Source organism: Citrobacter sp. TBCS-15, assembly GCF_005280815.1.
Classification (GTDB): domain Bacteria; phylum Pseudomonadota; class Gammaproteobacteria; order Enterobacterales; family Enterobacteriaceae; genus Citrobacter; species Citrobacter werkmanii.
Map to the genome: position 1 here is coordinate 423,565 of NZ_SZWK01000102.1, position 16,862 is coordinate 440,426.

The window sequence follows — 16,862 nt, forward strand, 5'->3', positions numbered from 1 at the left end:
CTGCTCCTTACATTAAGAATTGATTAGGTTATGTTTCGACATTGCCCACTTGCATTGGTCTTATCAGTATTAACGAGGATTAAACTGTCGTTTGGTGGTTCGTGCGGAAAAAAAACCGCCCCGAAGGGCGGCTGACGTTACTTAACGCAGCGTGCGCACTGCGACGTCTGAATTTGCTTGAAGAAATCATTACCTTTGTCATCCACCAGGATAAACGCCGGGAAATCTTCCACTTCAATTTTCCAGATGGCTTCCATCCCCAGTTCAGGATATTCCACGCATTCCAGACTCTTGATACTGCCCTGGGCAAGCACCGCTGCGGGGCCGCCAATACTGCCTAAATAGAAGCCGCCGTGCTTATGACAGGCGTCGGTCACCTGCTGGCTACGGTTGCCTTTCGCCAGCATGATCATACTCCCACCCGCGGCCTGAAGCTGGTCAACATACGAGTCCATACGCCCGGCAGTGGTTGGGCCTAGCGAGCCTGAGGCATAACCTTCGGGCGTTTTTGCCGGGCCGGCGTAATAGATCGGGTGATCTTTAACATACTGCGGCAAACTTTCGCCGTTATCCAGACGTTCTTTCAGTTTCGCATGCGCAATATCACGACCAACAATAATGGTTCCGTTGAGCGACAGACGCGTGGACACCGGATATTGCGACAACTGAGCCAGGATCTCTTTCATTGGCCGATTGAGGTCAACGCGCACCGCTTCGCCTTCGCCTACCTGACGCAGCTCTTCTGGTATGTATTTACCCGGATTATGCTCAAGTTTTTCGATCCAGATGCCTTCACGGTTGATCTTAGCTTTGATATTTCGATCGGCTGAGCAAGAAACCCCCATACCAACCGGACACGACGCGCCGTGACGCGGCAGACGGATCACGCGGATATCATGAGCGAAGTACTTCCCGCCGAACTGGGCACCCAGCCCCAAATTCTGCGCTTCTATCAACAGCTCTTTTTCCAGCTCCGCATCGCGGAACGCCTGACCATGCTCGTTACCTTCGGTCGGCAGCTCGTCGTAGTATTTCGCCGAAGCCAACTTGACAGTTTTCAGCGTGGCTTCCGCAGACGTTCCACCAATCACAAACGCGATGTGATACGGCGGGCAAGCCGCTGTTCCCAGCGTACGCATCTTCTCGACCAGGTAATTTTTTAATTTGCCCGGCGTGAGCAGCGCTTTGGTTTCCTGGTACAGATAGGTTTTGTTTGCCGAACCACCGCCTTTGGCAATACATAAGAATTTGTATTCATCGCCATCAACGGTATACAAATCGATCTGCGCTGGCAGGTTGGTGCCGGTGTTCACTTCTTTATACATATCCAGCGCGGCGTTTTGCGAATAGCGCAGGTTGTCTTCGATGTAGGTGTTATAGACCCCTCGCGCCAGTGCCGCTTCATCACCGCCGCCGGTCCAGACACGCTGACCTTTTTTACCCACGATTATCGCTGTGCCGGTATCCTGACAGGTCGGCAAAATACCTTTCGCCGCGATGTCGGAGTTGCGCAGGAATTGCAGGGCCACATATTTGTCGTTTTCACTGGCCTCAGGGTCACGCAGGATATCGGCAACCTGTTGCTGATGCGCTGGACGCAGCATAAACGACGCATCATGAAAAGCCTGACGAGCCAGCAGGGTTAGCGCTTGCGGCGCGACTTTAATAACCTCCTGCCCTTCGAATTCGGCAACGGAGACATAGTCGCTGGTCAGCAGATAGTATTCGGTATCATCCTTTTTAAGCGGGAAAGGATGCTGATAATGAAAGGGTTTGTTTGACATTGTGCTCTCACTTACTGCTAGGTCTGGTTATTCTCTGGGCAGATGTTCCATTGCCCTGCTTCCCTGCCGTAAGTCGGGTTGGAGAAGGCAAGGCTTTCTGCAACCGGAAATACTCAGGGTATTAAAAGCGAGTCACCATATCCTACACAATTTTTTAACAAAAACTGAGACAAGTACGACTTTTTACATGCGCAGGTTACTTCCCTCAGGGTTTCTTGGTTTAATAGCCAGAGAAAATTCCACATTCAAACAGGGCTTGAGAATGCAAAAACTCATCAACTCAGTGCAGAACTACGCCTGGGGAAGTAAAACTGCGTTAACGGAACTTTATGGGATTGCCAACCCAACTCAGCAACCGATGGCTGAACTTTGGATGGGAGCGCACCCAAAAAGCAGTTCGCAGGTTCAGAGCGCTGATGGTCAGACGGTTGCTTTACGCGACGTTATTGAAAGCGATAAATCCGCGCTATTAGGCGATGCCGTTGCCGAACGCTTTGGTGAACTGCCCTTCCTGTTTAAAGTGCTCTGTGCTGCGCAACCCCTTTCGATTCAGGTTCATCCTAACAAGCACAATTCTGAAATCGGGTTTGCCAAAGAAAACGCCGCCGGGATCCCGATGGATGCCGCCGAGCGCAACTACAAAGATCCTAACCACAAACCAGAACTGGTTTTTGCTTTAACGCCTTTCCTGGCGATGAACGCATTTCGTGAGTTCTCCGATATTGTTGCGTTATTACAACCCGTTTCCGCTGCGCATCCGGCTATTGCGCATTTCCTGCAGGAACCGAGCGCAGAGCGTCTGAGCTATCTATTTGCCAGCTTGCTGAATATGCAGGATGAGGAGAAATCGCACGCGCTGGCGATCCTGAAATCGGCGCTGAACAGTCAGCAGGGGGAACCCTGGCAAACCATCCGCCTGATCGCCGACTTCTACCCTAACGACAGCGGACTCTTTTCCCCACTGCTGCTCAACGTGGTTAAACTCAATCCCGGCGAGGCCATGTTCTTGTTTGCCGAGACCCCGCACGCCTACCTGCAAGGTGTGGCGCTGGAGGTGATGGCGAACTCGGACAACGTGCTGCGCGCCGGGCTAACGCCAAAATACATTGATATCCCGGAACTGGTCGCCAACGTTAAGTTTGTCGCTAAGCCTGCAAACCAATTGCTGACCACACCGGTTAAAACAGATGGTGAACTGGACTTCCCTATTCCGGTCGACGATTTCGCCTTCTCCCTACATGAGTTAACGGCCACTGGTGCAGAGATCGGCCAGCAAAGCGCCGCAATTCTGTTCTGCATTGAGGGTGAAGCCGTGTTGAGCAAAGGTGAGCAGCGTCTGGTCCTGCAGCCGGGTGAGTCGGCCTTTATTAGTGCGAATGAATCGCCGGTAAACGTCAACGGCAAGGGCCGTTTAGCTCGGGTTTATAACAAGCTGTAGCAAGATACTGATATTTTTAACAACTCTTGCTAAGCTGTAGTGAGTTAAAGACAAGTCACTCCTCCAGGCGTCTTCAAACGCCTGGTTTTATTTTATGGATATCAAAATGAAAAAATCGCTGGTAGCTGCGGGTGTAGTGGTTGCACTGGGTATCGTCTGGACGGGCGGTGCCTGGTACACAGGTAAAAAACTCGAAACGCATCTCGCCGAGATGGTGACACAGGCAAACAATCAGTTGAAACGCTACTCCCCTGAGGCGGGCATTGAACTGAGTTATCAAAACTATCAGCGCGGCGTGTTCAATAGCCAACTGCAACTGGTGGTTAAACCCATCACCGGGCAGCAAGATTCCTGGCTGAAGCCAGGGCAAAGCATCGTCCTTAATGAAACGGTTGATCACGGTCCTTTCCCGCTCGCACAGCTGAAATCGCTGAATCTGGTTCCCGCTATGGCCTCGGTGAAAACAACGTTGGTGAATAACGACGTCACCAAACCACTGTTCGATATTGCCAAAGGCGAAACGCCATTCGTCATTAACTCCCGTATCGGTTACAGCGGCGATACCCGTTCCGATCTCTCCCTCAAACCGCTGAACTACGAGAATGGCGATGAAAAAGTGGCCTTCAGCGGCGGGGAATTCCAGTTTACGGCTGACAAAGACGGTAATGCAGTTTCGCTAACTGGCGATGCGCAAAGTGGTCTGGTTAATGCGGTCAATGAGTACAACCAGAAAGTACAAATTACCTTCAATAACCTGAAAACTGAGGGTTCCAGCAGTATTGCCAGCTTTGGTGAGCGTATTGGCGACCAGAAGTTGTCACTCGAAAAACTGTCGATTGCAGTCGAGGGTAAAGAGTTGGCGGTTCTGGAAGGCATGGGTATCGATGGTAAATCCGATCTGATCAACGAGGGTAAAACCGTCAACAGCCAACTGGATTACACCCTGAACAGCCTTAAACTGCAGGGCCAGGATATGGGTAGCGGCAAACTGACGCTGAAAGTGGGCCAGATTGATGGTGAAGCCCTGCACCAGTTCAGTCAGCAGTATAGCGCCCAAACCAAGGCGTTGATGTCACAAATCGATGTGGTGCAAAACCCTGAGCTATATCAGCAGAAAGTCACCGAAGCCTTCTTTAATGCCCTGCCGATTCTGATGAAAGGCGAACCGGTTATCACTATTGCGCCGCTGAGCTGGAAAAATGCGAAAGGTGAAACCGCCTTTAATTTGTCTCTACTACTAAAAGATCCGACCGCAAACACCGTAGAGCCGCAAACACTGGCCCAGGAAGTAGATCGCTCCGTCAAATCACTGGATGCTAAGCTGACGATCCCAGTCGATATGGCGACTGAATTCATGACACAGATTGCCAAACTGGAAGGATATCAGCAGGAAGAAGCGGCGGGTCTGGCGAAGCAGCAGGTTAATGGCCTCGCGGCGATGGGTCAGATGTTCCGTATTACGACGTTGCAGGACAACGTTATCGGTTCCAGCCTGCAATATGCGAACGGTCAGGTAACACTTAACGGACAGAGAATGTCGCTGGATGAGTTTGTTGGCATGTTCGGTATGCCTGCCTTTGCTGAGCCGGACGCTCCTGCTGCCCCGCAACAGTAAATATCCGTTACGACAGGCCCGATAACCTTGCTTATCGGGCTTTTTTTATTTCGCGACGACCAGTCGGGCGGCAAGCGTCAGATTGCGCGAATGGCTTTCATCGTGGCCAATGCGTTGTAGCATGCGTTCCGCAAGGGTGTATCCCATTTCACGGGCAGGCGTGCAAGCCCAAATGATGGGAATGTCGTCCAGCGCGCTTTCCGCCACATCAGCAAATCCGGCCAATGATATTTGCTGTTCAAAGTAGCGATCCACGCCTGTTTCACCGCTCTGTCGCCCTGCTCTCATCAGGCCAAACCAGGCGCCTACGGCAATGGTTTCGTTGTAGCACACCACCGCACTGATTGTGGGATTCCGGCGTAACAACGCCGTCACCTCTTCCGCGGCCTGCTTTTGGCTGGATGAACACTCCAGCACCCAGTCGCTATGAAACGGCAAACCATACTTTAACAATGTCGCGCAATAGCCGCCGACGCGCTCTGCCCGGGTTAATGAAGAGCTTTGCCCGCCCAGCCAGGCAATGCGCTGGTGCCCATGGCGTATCAGTTGTTCAACCAGGAGTTGCGCGGCCTGCATGTTATCAGGTCTGACGGTGTCAACGTCATCCATATAGCTGGCGCGTGACGCAAACACCACCGGGATCCCTTTCTCAGCGGCCAGTTGTTGTAGCGCGTCACTGCTGCCTGCGGCCCCGGCGATCACCACGCCATCAACCCCTTGATTAAGTAACAGTGTGAAGCGCTGCGTCAGCTGTTCGCCGTCTTTGCCGCCATGCAGTAAGAAGACCATGCGCCCCTGGGCTTCTAATGCTTCCGTCAGCCCCGCCGTCAGCTCGGCGTAAAACGGCGTAGAAAGATCGCGCACAATCAAACCCACGACTCCGCTCTGCCCACCGCGTAGGGCTGATGCTTGCCGATTACGCACAAACCCCAGTTGCTCAATGGCAGCATTTACCCGCTCACCGGTTGCTGATGAAATACGTCCTTTGCCACTGAGTACCAATGAGACGGTACTGACCGAAACACCCGCAGCCAGCGCAACATCATGGATCGTTATTTTTTTGGCTATAGCCATAAAAACAGAAAACTCCCTGATAACGTGACCGATAAAACGTTTTATCAATCACTTATATTTATACCCTCTATTATCGTTCGATAATGTGATTTATACCGCACTAAAATTAGGTAAAACGTTTTATCTTCTCGCCATCATTAGCCAGCCTGATTTTACAAGGAGTCGTTTAATGACGACGAGAACCACACCAAAAATAACGTTATGGGAATTTTTCCAGCAGTTGGGCAAAACTTTTATGTTGCCCGTGGCTCTGCTCTCATTTTGCGGGATCATGTTAGGGATCGGCAGTTCGTTAAGCAGCCACGATGTCTTAACGTTAATCCCCGTGTTAGGAAATCCGGTGCTACAGGCCATCTTTACCTGGATGAGCAAAGTTGGCTCATTTGCGTTTAGCTTCCTACCGGTGATGTTTTGTATTGCCATTCCTCTTGGCCTGGCGCGCGAGAATAAAGGCGTGGCGGCGTTTGCCGGTTTTGTTGGTTACGCGGTAATGAACCTTGCCGTCAACTTCTGGTTAACCGCCAAAGGCATCTTACCCACCACTGATGCGGCGATCCTGAAAGCCAACAACGTGCAAAATATTCTGGGGATCCAGTCGATCGACACCGGGATCCTCGGCGCCGTCATCGCCGGGATCATCGTCTGGATGCTGCATGAACGCTTCCATAACATTCGTCTGCCGGATGCCCTGGCCTTCTTCGGCGGCACTCGCTTCGTTCCCATCATCTCCTCGGTGGTGATGGGCCTGGTCGGTCTGGTTATTCCCCTGATTTGGCCGGTTTTCGCCATGGGCATTACCGGACTCGGTCACATCATCAACAGTGCAGGTGAATTTGGTCCTATGCTGTTTGGTACCGGCGAACGTCTGTTGTTGCCTTTTGGTCTGCATCATATTCTGGTGGCATTGATCCGCTTTACCGAAGCGGGCGGCACGCAGGAAGTCTGTGGTCATAGCGTGAGCGGAGCATTGACTATTTTCCAGGCTCAATTGAGCTGTCCGACAACGCAAGGTTTCTCTGAAAGCGCAACCCGCTTCCTGTCCCAGGGTAAAATGCCGGCGTTCCTCGGCGGGTTACCGGGTGCAGCGTTAGCGATGTACCACTGCGCACGTCCAGAGAATCGTCATAAAATTAAAGGGTTATTAATTTCCGGTCTGATTGCCTGTGTAATTGGTGGTACGACCGAACCTCTCGAGTTCTTGTTTCTGTTCGTGGCCCCGGTTCTGTACGTGATCCATGCTTTGCTTACCGGTCTCGGCTTCACCGTGATGGCGATGCTTGGCGTTACCATCGGTAACACTGACGGTAACCTGATCGACTTCGTGGTATTCGGCATCCTGCATGGATTGTCTACCAAGTGGTATCTGGTCCCTGTCGTCGCAGCTATCTGGTTTGCGGTGTATTACGTTATCTTCCGCTTCGCCATCACGCGCTTCAATCTGAAGACACCGGGTCGCGAAGTCGAAATGGCCAGCACTATCGAAAAAGTGATGGCTGGAGCGCCAGGTAAATCGGGTTATAACGTGCCAGCTATTCTGGCGGCGTTGGGCGGCGCGGAAAACATTGTTAGCCTGGATAACTGCATTACTCGTCTGCGCTTGTCAGTGAAAGATATGTCGCTTGTTAACGTACAAGCTCTGAAGGACAATCGTGCCATTGGCGTAGTACAACTCAATCAGCATAACCTTCAGGTTGTTATTGGTCCGCAGGTCCAGTCAGTGAAAGACGAAATCGCGGTTCTGATGAACACCGTACAGGCTTAAGGACAACAATATGTTTGATTTTTCTAAGGTTGTGGACCGACACGGCACCTGGTGTACCCAGTGGGATTATGTTGCCGACCGTTTTGGCTCAGCGGATCTTCTGCCGTTCACCATCTCTGACATGGATTTTGCAACTGCCCCCTGCATTCTTGAGGCACTTACCCAGCGCCTGTCCCATGGCGTGTTGGGTTACAGCCGTTGGAAAAATGATGAATTTTTGGCGGCTATTCAGCACTGGTTTCTTACGCGTCACAATACAAAAATCGATCCTCAGTCGCTGGTATATGGTCCCTCGGTCATCTATATGGTGTCAGAGCTGATTCGCCAGTGGTCTTCCGCGGGTGATGCGGTGGTTATTCACACCCCGGCTTACGACGCGTTTTACAAAGCTATTGAGGGTAATCAGCGCGTGGTGCGCGCTGTCGAACTTGAAAAACGTACTGACGGTTGGTACTGCGACATGACCGCACTGGAGAATGCCCTGTCTCGCCCAGAGAGCAAAATTCTTCTGCTCTGTAGCCCACAAAATCCGACGGGCAAAGTGTGGACGCGTGATGAGCTGGAAACCATGGCGGAACTGTGTCAGCGCCATGGTGTAAAAGTCATTTCCGATGAGATCCATATGGATATGGTATGGGGTGATCACCCGCATATCCCCTGGAGTAACGTCGCGCGTGACAGCTGGGCGCTGCTCACTTCCGGCTCAAAAAGTTTTAATATTCCGGCACTGACCGGGGCTTACGCGATTATTGAAGACACTCAAAGCCGTAACGATTATCTCAGCGCATTAAAAGGTCGCGATGGTCTTTCCTCACCTGCGGTGCTGGCGCTGACAGCTCATATTGCCGCCTATCAACAGGGCGCAAGCTGGCTTGATGCGCTGCGGGATTATCTTGCCAGCAATCTGCATTACGTCGCCCGCGAGCTTAATGCCGCATTCCCCGAACTGAGCTGGCAGGTTCCACAGTCTACCTATCTGGCGTGGATTGACCTGCGTCCGCTTAACATTGATGATCACACATTACAGGAAGCGCTTATCCACCAGCAGAAAGTTGCCATCATGCCAGGATACACCTACGGCGAAGAAGGACGCGGTTTTGTGCGCCTGAATGCCGGATGTCCGCGCTCAAAACTTGAAAAAGGCGTTCAGGGGTTGATTAACGCCATCCGTACAATACGTTAAACAGGTTTGCGCAATGAAAACCTCATTGCGCGCCTTCTCTACCTGACGCTTTACCACCCTGTTCATCCAGCATCGTCGAAAAGCCCGCGTTATCCCTTGCACCGGGGAATGAAGTTGAGCGTAGACAAAAATGAATATCATGACATTTAATAATGCTATTTTATGTCTGAGCGGAACGCTTCGGTTTTATAATTTATTTATAATTTAAGAAAATTTACAAGAATAACCCTGATTGAGCACTCATATTTTTATTCCCTCTAACTCTCAGACGGTTACGATTATTTATTAATCAAACATCATTCATAATAAGCGAAGCGGTATTTTCCGCAATCCATTGAAAATTATCAATACGGACTGATTCGCCTATCAGCATTAAATTTGACTTAATACAAATAGCCGCTAACTTTAAGCCTTGAACAACGACGGATACGAAATTATTTTTTTGTATCTGACTGACATAACCGATATATGAGGTGATATATGGCAGAGCATCGTGGTGGTTCCGGTAACTTCGCAGAAGACCGAGAAAAAGCATCAGAAGCGGGCCGTAAAGGCGGTCAACATAGCGGTGGTAACTTCAAAAACGATCCACAACGCGCATCTGAAGCAGGTAAAAAAGGTGGGCAAAGCAGCCACGGCGGTGGCCGTAAGTCTGACAACTCCTGATAGTTAGCGTTATTTTCATCTTTTAATTAAAAGAGTGTCCTGCGGGTCTGTATGGGGCTCGCAGTTATTTTTAACCTCTAAAGGATATTAATATGCATATGAAAAGCATTGAAGACGTATTTATTCACCTACTTTCAGATACCTATAGCGCTGAAAAACAGTTAACGCGCGGACTGGCTAAACTCGCCAGAGCCGCCTCAAGCGAAAAACTCAGCAAAGCGTTTAATGCCCACCAGGAAGAAACCCAGGGGCAAATTGAACGTATTGACCAAATCGTTGAGCAAGAACCGGGAATTAAGATCAAACGCATGAAATGTGTGGCGATGGAAGGCTTAATTGAAGAGGCTAATGAGGTTATAGAAAGCACCGAGAAAAATGAAGTACGCGATGCAGCATTAATCGCAGCCGCACAGAAAGTGGAACATTATGAAATTGCCAGCTACGGCACACTGGCAACCCTGGCAGAACAACTGGGGTATAAAAAAGCCGTAAAACTCCTCGCAGAAACACTTGAAGAAGAGAAACAAACCGATCTGAAATTAACCGATCTGGCGGTTGGTAACATTAATAAAGACGCTGAAAAACGATAACCATACTGACTCGAGGAAATTACGATGAATCACTTAGAACATTACCATGACTGGCTACGCGATGCGCACGCGATGGAAAAGCAAGCGGAGTCAATGCTGGAATCGATGGCGAGTCGTATCGATAATTATCCTGATTTGCGTGCCAGAATTGAGCAACATATTAATGAAACAAAAAGGCAAATTACCCTGCTGGAAGAGATCCTCGATCGAAACGATATTTCGCGTTCTGTATTAAAAGACTCCATGAGTAAAATGGCCGCTTTTGGCCAGTCGATTGGCGGCATGTTTCCTTCTGACGAAATTGTAAAAGGCGCAATCAGCGGCTATGTATTCGAGCAATTTGAAATAGCCTGCTACACATCGCTTTTGGCCGCTGCCAAAAAGGTCGGTGATACCGCCTCTATCCCCGCTATCGAAACGATTCTCGCAGAAGAACGTGAGATGGCCGACTGGCTGATTAAACATATTCCGCAAACGACAGAACAATTTCTCTTACGGTCTGACGCTGACGGTGTTGTAGCCAAAAAATAATCTCATTACGCTCTGCTTCAGGCAGAGCTTCCTCGGATGGGGTCTGTACCGTGCCTGAATTTGACGCTTTTTATTTAGCCCGTTTTCAGTTCGCCTTCACTGTCTCTTTCCATATTCTTTTTCCCGCGATTACGATTGGACTGGCCAGCTATCTGGTGGTGCTGGAGGGGATGTGGCTGCGCACGCGAAACAATCTCTGGCGCTCGCTCTATAATTTCTGGCTGCAAATCTTCGCCGTCAATTTTGGGATGGGTGTCGTATCCGGCCTGGTGATGGCTTATCAGTTTGGTACCAACTGGAGCGGCTTTTCGCAATTTGCCGGCAGTATTACCGGACCACTGCTGCTTTATGAAGTCCTGACCGCCTTTTTCCTCGAAGCGGGCTTCCTTGGCGTAATGCTTTTCGGCTGGAACAAAGTATCTCCAGCGCTGCATTTCTTTACCACCTGTATGGTGGCGCTGGGCACGTTGCTATCTACCTTCTGGATCCTGGCTTCCAATAGTTGGATGCAAACACCTCAAGGTTTTAGCCTCGAAAATGGGCATGTCATTCCCCAGGATTGGCTGGCTATCGTATTTAACCCTTCCTTTCCGTATCGCTTATTGCATATGTCGATTGCTGCTTTTCTGAGTAGCGCGATGTTCGTTGGCGCATCTGCCGCCTGGCATTTACTGCGGGGTAACGATACTCCTGCCATTCGTAAAATGTTTTCGATGGCGCTGTGGATGGCTCTGATTGTCGCCCCTATTCAGGCGGTTGTTGGAGATATGCATGGCCTCAATACCCTTGAGCATCAGCCTGCAAAAATAGCGGCCATTGAGGGGCACTGGGAGAACCCCCCCGGAGAGGCAACGCCATTGACGCTGTTTGGCATGCCTGACATGGAGGAAGAGCGCACCAAATACGCTCTGGCGATCCCTGCGCTGGGCAGTCTGATTCTGACCCATAGTCTGGACAAGCAGGTTCCTGCACTGAAGGATTTTCCCAAGGAAGATCGCCCCAACTCCGCGATTGTATTTTGGTCGTTTCGCATCATGGTTGGCATGGGCGTGTTGATGATCGCCCTGGGTATCTGCAGTGTCTGGTTACGTTGGCGCAAGCGCCTGTACCATTCCCGTCCATTCCAATGGTTTGCACTTTTGATGGGGCCGGCCGGACTATTGGCCTTATTGGCCGGTTGGGTGACCACGGAGGTTGGCCGCCAGCCCTGGGTCGTATACGGCTTTTTGCGCACCCGTGATGCCGTTTCGTTGCACAGTACAACGCAAATGGTCATCAGTTTGCTGGTATTTATCGTCGTTTACAGCACCGTCTTTGGCGTGGGTTACCACTACATATTCAGACTGATTAAAAAAGGTCCTCAGCCGGTCAGTGAACTGACCTCACAAACCGATGGCACCCCTGCGCGTCCGCTTTCCGCCGCAGAACCGGTAACGGATGAAGAGGAGAAAATCTGATGGACATCGATATCACCGTAATCTGGTTTATTATCATTGTCTTTGCCACGCTGATGTACATCGTAATGGATGGTTTCGATTTGGGCATTGGTATGTTGTTTAGCATTGTACATGCCCCCGGCGAACGAGATGTGATGGTGAACAGTGTGGCCCCCGTCTGGGACGGGAATGAAACCTGGCTGGTGCTCGGTGGGGCCGGTCTCTTTGGCGCCTTCCCTCTGGCTTATGCTGTGATTGCTGACGCACTGGCAATTCCACTCACGATGATGCTAATTGGGTTGATTTTTCGCGGTGTGGCGTTTGAGTTTCGCTTTAAAGCCACGCCGTCGCATCGGCTATTTTGGGATTACGCATTTGCCGGTGGATCGTTGCTGGCGACCGTGAGTCAGGGGATCGTTGTTGGCGCCGTGATTAACGGTTTCGATATAGCAGACCGTCGCTTTGCCGGGTCGGCATTGGATTGGTTGACCCCATTTAATGTATTTTGCGGCCTCGGACTGGTTGCCGCTTATCTGTTACTCGGCAGCACCTGGCTGATAATGAAAAGCGATGGCGCGCTTCAGGAACGGATGCGTAAATTAACGCGCCATGTTCTGCTCGCTCTGCTGGCGGTTATTGCCGTGGTCAGCATCTGGACACCCCTTAACTGGCAATACATTGCAGAACGCTGGTTCACGCTACCTAATTTCTACTGGTTTGTGCCGGTCCCCATTCTGGTGACGATACTCAGCCTGTGGATTTGGCGTCTGAGCAGCGACAACACCAGCCATGCACGACCTTTTATCCTGACGCTGGGATTGATCTTTCTGGGATTTAGCGGCTTAGGTATCAGCCTGTGGCCCTATATTATTCCGCCTCATGTTACCTTGTGGGATGCAGCGGCTCCCCCTGCAAGCCAGATGTTTATGCTGGTTGGCACGCTTATTATTATTCCGGTCATTCTGATGTATACAGCATGGAGCTACTATGTCTTTCGCGGCAAAGTATCTGACGGAGAAGGCTACCATTGACCAGGATAGCGCGCCGATCGCCTGACTCATTGAAAACCTGAAATATATGTCCACAATGTTCCACTTTTACAAAGTGTTGGCGCACTTTATTCAAAGTTTTTAGAGAATTATGATTCTGTTGTATAATGCCCTGCACTTTACCTAAAAATACGAGTGCGACCATGATTGATACTTCTCTCCCCTTAACCGACGTCCATCGCCACCTTGATGGTAACATCCGTGCCCAAACGATCCTCGATCTGGGTCGCCAGTTTAATTTAACCCTCCCGGCACAGACGCTGAAAACGTTGATTCCTCATGTGCAAGTGACGTCAACCGAGCCTGATTTGGTCAGCTTTTTATCCAAACTGGACTGGGGCGTAAAGGTTCTGGCCTCGCTGGACGCCTGCCGCCGCGTCGCGTTTGAAAATATTGAGGATGCCGCACGCAACGGCCTGCACTATGTTGAACTACGTTTTTCCCCTGGCTACATGGCAATGACCCATCAACTCCCTGTAGCAGGCGTGGTTGAAGCCGTTATTGCAGGCGTGCGCGAAGGCTGCAAGGCCTTTGGCGTTGAAGCACGTTTAATTGGCATTATGAGTCGTACCTTCGGCGAAGCCGCCTGCCTGCAGGAACTTGATGCGCTGTTAGCACACCGCGACCATATTACTGCGCTGGATCTGGCCGGTGACGAACTGGGCTTCCCGGGTAGTTTGTTCTTGTCACACTTCAACCAGGCACGCGATGCAGGCTGGCATATCACCGTCCATGCCGGCGAAGCCGCGGGACCAGAAAGCATCTGGCAGGCCATCAAAGAATTGGGCGCTGAACGCATTGGCCATGGTGTTAAAGCGGTCGAAGATCGTGCGTTGATGGATTACCTCGCCGAGCACCGTATCGGCATTGAATCCTGCCTGACATCGAACATCCAGACCAGCACCGTCGCTGCGCTGGCGACCCATCCGCTGAAAACATTCCTTGAACATGGCGTTGTGGCCAGTCTGAATACGGACGACCCGGCTGTTCAGGGTGTCGATATTATTCACGAGTACACTATTGCCGCGCCTGCCGCAGGTTTAACTCGCGAACAGATCCGCCAGGCACAAATCAATGGTCTGGAAATGGCATTCCTGAGTAACGAAGAGAAACGTACGCTGCGCGAGAAAGTCGCCGCAGCGTAACGCTTATCCGGCCTACGTGGCGTTGCATTGTGGGCCGGATAAGATGCCAGGGCATCGCCATCCGGCATGTGTCTTATCAGGCAAGGCATAGCGTAGAGCGGTGTTTCGCGGACTCAATACCAAGCTCAATCAGCTCCATAATCTGGATAGCTTGTCTCGCCGGGACCGGGTTTTCACCGTTACCGTTCAGCGCATCACGGATGCCTGCATAGTACGCCGGGTAATTGCCCGGCACGGTCAGCCAGGTCTCTTCAACCCGCTCATCGCCTTCAACTCGCGTCAATACACCATCGCGCATGTCGTAACCCCAGTCTTCCTGAGGCAGACGCTCACCATTTTTCAGACGTTCTTCCTGTGGATCAAGACCATACTTGACGTAGCTCCCGCGTGAGCCGTGCACGATATAGCGGGCCGATTCTGCGGCCGCCAGCATGGTTCCATGCAAAATCACACGACGCTGCGGATACGTCAGAATGGCATGGAAGTAATCTGTCGATTGCGCCCCCGGACGCAGTTGCGCCAGATCCACCGTCATACTGACCGGCAAACCAAACAGATTAATCGCTTGATCCAAAAGATGTGGTGCTAAATCATACCAAATACCGCTGCCCGGACCGCCCTGTTCACGCCAACGGTCACGAACCTGTGGGCGGAAACGATCGAAGTGGGATTCAAAATAGGCAACTTCGCCCAAAACACCATCCGCCAATAACGCTTTCAAGGTCAGAAAATCACTGTCCCAGCGCCGGTTATGGAAAACAGAGAGTACGCGTCCCAGACTACGCGCAAGTGCATCCAGCTCACGAGCTTGTGACAGTGTCACGGTGAAAGGTTTATCAACAACCACATGTTTACCCGCTTCCAGTGCAGCCTTCGCTAACGGGAAGTGCGTGTCATTTGGCGTAGGGATCACAATCAGGTCAATATTAGGATCGTTAAAAAGGTGCTTCGGTTCAGCAACAACCGTCACTGTAGGCCAGTCGGCCTTCACTTTTGCTTCATCACTACTGGACACCACAGCCAGTTCCAGGCCCGGTGTGCCCACAATCAGGGGGGCATGGAAGGTTTTACTGGCGTAACCATAGCCGATTAGCCCAACGCGGATGTTGTCACTCATGTTATTGCCTCTCAATTCAGACTGACCTATTTCACACCATACATTGCAACGTCTCAATAGTTTAATAACCTTTGCGCTACAAAGGTTGTTTATTAACTTAAGTCAAACATATGCTTCTTAAGCTGAATTTGCCGCGAAAAAGTGGCTGAAATCGTTCCCAATCTTCTTGCTGTATTATGGAGAGATTAGTAACATTTGCAGCCTGTGTTTATGGATAAATCAAAGCAAATGTCATCAGTAATGAATCGTCTTATTGAGTTAGCAGGTTGGATTGTTCTTGCGGTCTCCGTGATCCTGCTGGGTATTGCCAATCATATTGACAATTACCAGCCACCGGAACCAATTGCAGCAGTGCAGAAAAAATAAGCGTCATCGGCCTTTTTCGCCCAGCAATTCACCTTCACGCATTGCTGGGTCCGGCTGTAAAAGATCCAATTCTGTCAAAAAAAGCGAATTATGCCGCATCCCGCTCCCGCGCGTATTGCCTGCGATCGCGAAGCGCGCTAACCTTGCCGCAGGCGTACATAGCGCCTGCTTTTTCACAGGTATGCATACTCTTCTTACATTTGCGCGCAAATCCGCTTTTACCTGTGCACATTGTTTATTTCTTAATATTTACTACTCCGTTGGTATTATTTTATATATGGATCGCTCTTTATGACTGTTCAGGATTACTTATTAAAATTCCGTAAAATTAGTTCACTCGAAAGTCTGGAAAAACTATTCGATCATCTTAACTACACGCTCACCGATGATAACGACATTATCAATATGTACCGTGCAGCAGACCACCGTCGTGCGGAGCTCATCTCCGGCGGTCGTCTGTTTGACGTCGGTCAGGTACCTAAATCAGTCTGGCATTACGTGCAATAAAGAAGAAAGTAGCGCTCAACGTTAAAAGCTTTATAATAATTGCCCCAAAATGAATGGCATGTTTGATCGCGCGCGTAAACCTGGAGAAGAGATGACTACCACACCGGCACAACGTATCGGAGGCTGGCTACTTGGGCCATTGGCCTGGCTGTTAGTTGCGTTGTTGAGTGCTTCGCTGGCGTTGTTACTTTACGTCACTGCGCTGGCCACACCGCAAACCTTCCAAACGCTTGGTGAGCAAAGTACGACCAATTTGTTGTTATGGGGCGTCTCTTTTATTACGGCTATCGCCATGTGGTATTACACGTTATGGCTGACGATTGCGTTTTTCAAACGCAGAACCTGCGTGCCGAAGCACTATATTTTATGGCTGCTGATCTCTGTGTTACTGGCGATTAAAGCGTTTGCGTTTTCACCCGTCCCGGACGCCTTTGCCGTGCGCCAACTGCTGTTCCCTTTGTTAGCAGCAGCACTGCTGGTGCCCTATTTCAAGCGCTCACAGCGCGTTAAGTCGACGTTTGTGAACCCGTAATAACCCTACAGTTAACCTGTTGTCGCCTGTTGTAGATTGTCAGATAATAGGCGGCTTTTTTATTTCA

The 16,862-nt window shown here is 50.6% G+C and carries 16 protein-coding genes; 13 read left to right on the forward strand and 3 right to left on the reverse strand.

The genetic code is table 11. The annotated features are described in order from the left end of the window. Positions 1–137: 137 nt before the first annotated feature. Positions 138–1,784, reverse strand: a complete 1,647-nt coding sequence (gene fumB / locus FDW96_RS08800) for a class I fumarate hydratase (RefSeq protein ID WP_042308586.1) — start codon at positions 1,782–1,784, stop codon at positions 138–140. Positions 1,785–2,046: 262 nt separating this feature from the next. On the opposite strand from fumB, the gene manA reads away from it, so the two are divergent. Both manA and FDW96_RS08810 read left to right on the forward strand, forming a co-directional pair. Further along, positions 2,047–3,222, forward strand: coding sequence for a mannose-6-phosphate isomerase (manA, locus tag FDW96_RS08805; RefSeq protein ID WP_137365552.1), 1,176 nt, complete (start codon positions 2,047–2,049; stop codon positions 3,220–3,222). 106 nt (positions 3,223–3,328) lie between these two features. After that, entirely contained in the window at positions 3,329–4,837 is a 1,509-nt protein-coding gene (locus FDW96_RS08810) for a YdgA family protein (RefSeq protein ID WP_137365553.1), read from the forward strand. Between the two features lie 45 nt (positions 4,838–4,882). Here the strand turns inward: FDW96_RS08810 and FDW96_RS08815 are convergent, their stop codons facing one another. Continuing rightward, the gene (locus FDW96_RS08815; protein WP_038640443.1) at positions 4,883–5,911 is read right to left on the reverse strand and encodes a Mal regulon transcriptional regulator MalI; all 1,029 of its coding nucleotides are present in this window, start codon (positions 5,909–5,911) and stop codon (positions 4,883–4,885) included. A 169-nt stretch (positions 5,912–6,080) separates the two neighbouring features. Between FDW96_RS08815 and malX the strand changes: the two genes are divergently transcribed. From malX to add, 8 genes are all read left to right on the forward strand, one after another. Next, complete coding sequence (malX, locus tag FDW96_RS08820) at positions 6,081–7,673, forward strand: maltose/glucose-specific PTS transporter subunit IIBC (RefSeq protein WP_137365554.1); 1,593 nt, start codon at positions 6,081–6,083, stop codon at positions 7,671–7,673. 10 nt (positions 7,674–7,683) lie between these two features. Next, a complete protein-coding gene (locus tag FDW96_RS08825) occupies positions 7,684–8,856 on the forward strand; it encodes a MalY/PatB family protein (protein ID WP_042308593.1) in 1,173 nt (390 codons plus the stop codon). A gap of 480 nt (positions 8,857–9,336) precedes the next feature. Further along, on the forward strand, positions 9,337–9,522 hold the full coding sequence (locus tag FDW96_RS08830) for a general stress protein (RefSeq protein WP_006684659.1): 186 nt from the start codon (positions 9,337–9,339) through the stop codon (positions 9,520–9,522). Positions 9,523–9,614: 92 nt separating this feature from the next. After that, positions 9,615–10,112, forward strand: a complete 498-nt coding sequence (locus tag FDW96_RS08835) for a ferritin-like domain-containing protein (protein WP_137365555.1) — start codon at positions 9,615–9,617, stop codon at positions 10,110–10,112. A gap of 24 nt (positions 10,113–10,136) precedes the next feature. Then, complete coding sequence (locus FDW96_RS08840; protein ID WP_038640433.1) at positions 10,137–10,643, forward strand: ferritin-like domain-containing protein; 507 nt, start codon at positions 10,137–10,139, stop codon at positions 10,641–10,643. A 50-nt stretch (positions 10,644–10,693) separates the two neighbouring features. Continuing rightward, positions 10,694–12,100 carry a cytochrome ubiquinol oxidase subunit I gene (locus FDW96_RS08845; protein WP_137349808.1) on the forward strand — a complete coding sequence of 469 codons (1,407 nt, stop codon included), beginning with the start codon at positions 10,694–10,696 and terminating at the stop codon, positions 12,098–12,100. After that, entirely contained in the window at positions 12,100–13,110 is a 1,011-nt protein-coding gene (gene cydB, locus FDW96_RS08850) for a cytochrome d ubiquinol oxidase subunit II (protein WP_042308600.1), read from the forward strand. Before FDW96_RS08845 ends, cydB begins: the two co-directional genes overlap by 1 nt. Before the next feature lie 161 nt (positions 13,111–13,271). Further along, a complete protein-coding gene (gene add / locus FDW96_RS08855; RefSeq protein ID WP_137365556.1) occupies positions 13,272–14,273 on the forward strand; it encodes an adenosine deaminase in 1,002 nt (333 codons plus the stop codon). A gap of 76 nt (positions 14,274–14,349) precedes the next feature. Here add and FDW96_RS08860 read toward each other — a convergent pair whose 3' ends face one another. Further along, a complete protein-coding gene (locus FDW96_RS08860; protein WP_042308603.1) occupies positions 14,350–15,390 on the reverse strand; it encodes an oxidoreductase in 1,041 nt (346 codons plus the stop codon). Between the two features lie 240 nt (positions 15,391–15,630). Here FDW96_RS08860 and blr point away from each other — a divergent pair, with 240 nt between their 5' ends. The 3 genes from blr to FDW96_RS08875 all read left to right on the forward strand — a co-directional run bounded on the left by blr (position 15,631) and on the right by FDW96_RS08875 (position 16,795). Further along, a complete protein-coding gene (gene blr / locus FDW96_RS08865) occupies positions 15,631–15,756 on the forward strand; it encodes a division septum protein Blr (RefSeq protein WP_038643149.1) in 126 nt (41 codons plus the stop codon). Positions 15,757–16,047: 291 nt separating this feature from the next. Beyond that, positions 16,048–16,263: a transcription modulator YdgT gene (gene ydgT / locus FDW96_RS08870; RefSeq protein ID WP_008784684.1), complete on the forward strand. Its 216-nt coding sequence runs from the start codon at positions 16,048–16,050 to the stop codon at positions 16,261–16,263. 91 nt (positions 16,264–16,354) lie between these two features. Then, positions 16,355–16,795 carry a DUF2569 domain-containing protein gene (locus FDW96_RS08875; protein ID WP_038640418.1) on the forward strand — a complete coding sequence of 147 codons (441 nt, stop codon included), beginning with the start codon at positions 16,355–16,357 and terminating at the stop codon, positions 16,793–16,795. The last annotated feature ends 67 nt before the right edge of the window (positions 16,796–16,862 follow it).

What these genes read in the sequence shown, in the direction of transcription:
- fumB (WP_042308586.1), bottom strand. Translation starts at nt 1,784, where the DNA reads ATGTCAAACAAACCCTTTCATTATCAGCATCCTTTCCCGCTTAAAAAG.
- manA (WP_137365552.1), top strand. Translation starts at nt 2,047, where the DNA reads ATGCAAAAACTCATCAACTCAGTGCAGAACTACGCCTGGGGAAGTAAA.
- FDW96_RS08835 (WP_137365555.1), top strand. Translation starts at nt 9,615, where the DNA reads ATGCATATGAAAAGCATTGAAGACGTATTTATTCACCTACTTTCAGAT.
- FDW96_RS08840 (WP_038640433.1), top strand. Translation starts at nt 10,137, where the DNA reads ATGAATCACTTAGAACATTACCATGACTGGCTACGCGATGCGCACGCG.
- add (WP_137365556.1), top strand. Translation starts at nt 13,272, where the DNA reads ATGATTGATACTTCTCTCCCCTTAACCGACGTCCATCGCCACCTTGAT.
- FDW96_RS08825 (WP_042308593.1), top strand. Translation starts at nt 7,684, where the DNA reads ATGTTTGATTTTTCTAAGGTTGTGGACCGACACGGCACCTGGTGTACC.
- FDW96_RS08875 (WP_038640418.1), top strand. Translation starts at nt 16,355, where the DNA reads ATGACTACCACACCGGCACAACGTATCGGAGGCTGGCTACTTGGGCCA.
- FDW96_RS08860 (WP_042308603.1), bottom strand. Translation starts at nt 15,390, where the DNA reads ATGAGTGACAACATCCGCGTTGGGCTAATCGGCTATGGTTACGCCAGT.
- FDW96_RS08810 (WP_137365553.1), top strand. Translation starts at nt 3,329, where the DNA reads ATGAAAAAATCGCTGGTAGCTGCGGGTGTAGTGGTTGCACTGGGTATC.
- malX (WP_137365554.1), top strand. Translation starts at nt 6,081, where the DNA reads ATGACGACGAGAACCACACCAAAAATAACGTTATGGGAATTTTTCCAG.
- FDW96_RS08830 (WP_006684659.1), top strand. Translation starts at nt 9,337, where the DNA reads ATGGCAGAGCATCGTGGTGGTTCCGGTAACTTCGCAGAAGACCGAGAA.
- FDW96_RS08815 (WP_038640443.1), bottom strand. Translation starts at nt 5,911, where the DNA reads ATGGCTATAGCCAAAAAAATAACGATCCATGATGTTGCGCTGGCTGCG.
- ydgT (WP_008784684.1), top strand. Translation starts at nt 16,048, where the DNA reads ATGACTGTTCAGGATTACTTATTAAAATTCCGTAAAATTAGTTCACTC.
- cydB (WP_042308600.1), top strand. Translation starts at nt 12,100, where the DNA reads ATGGACATCGATATCACCGTAATCTGGTTTATTATCATTGTCTTTGCC.
- blr (WP_038643149.1), top strand. Translation starts at nt 15,631, where the DNA reads ATGAATCGTCTTATTGAGTTAGCAGGTTGGATTGTTCTTGCGGTCTCC.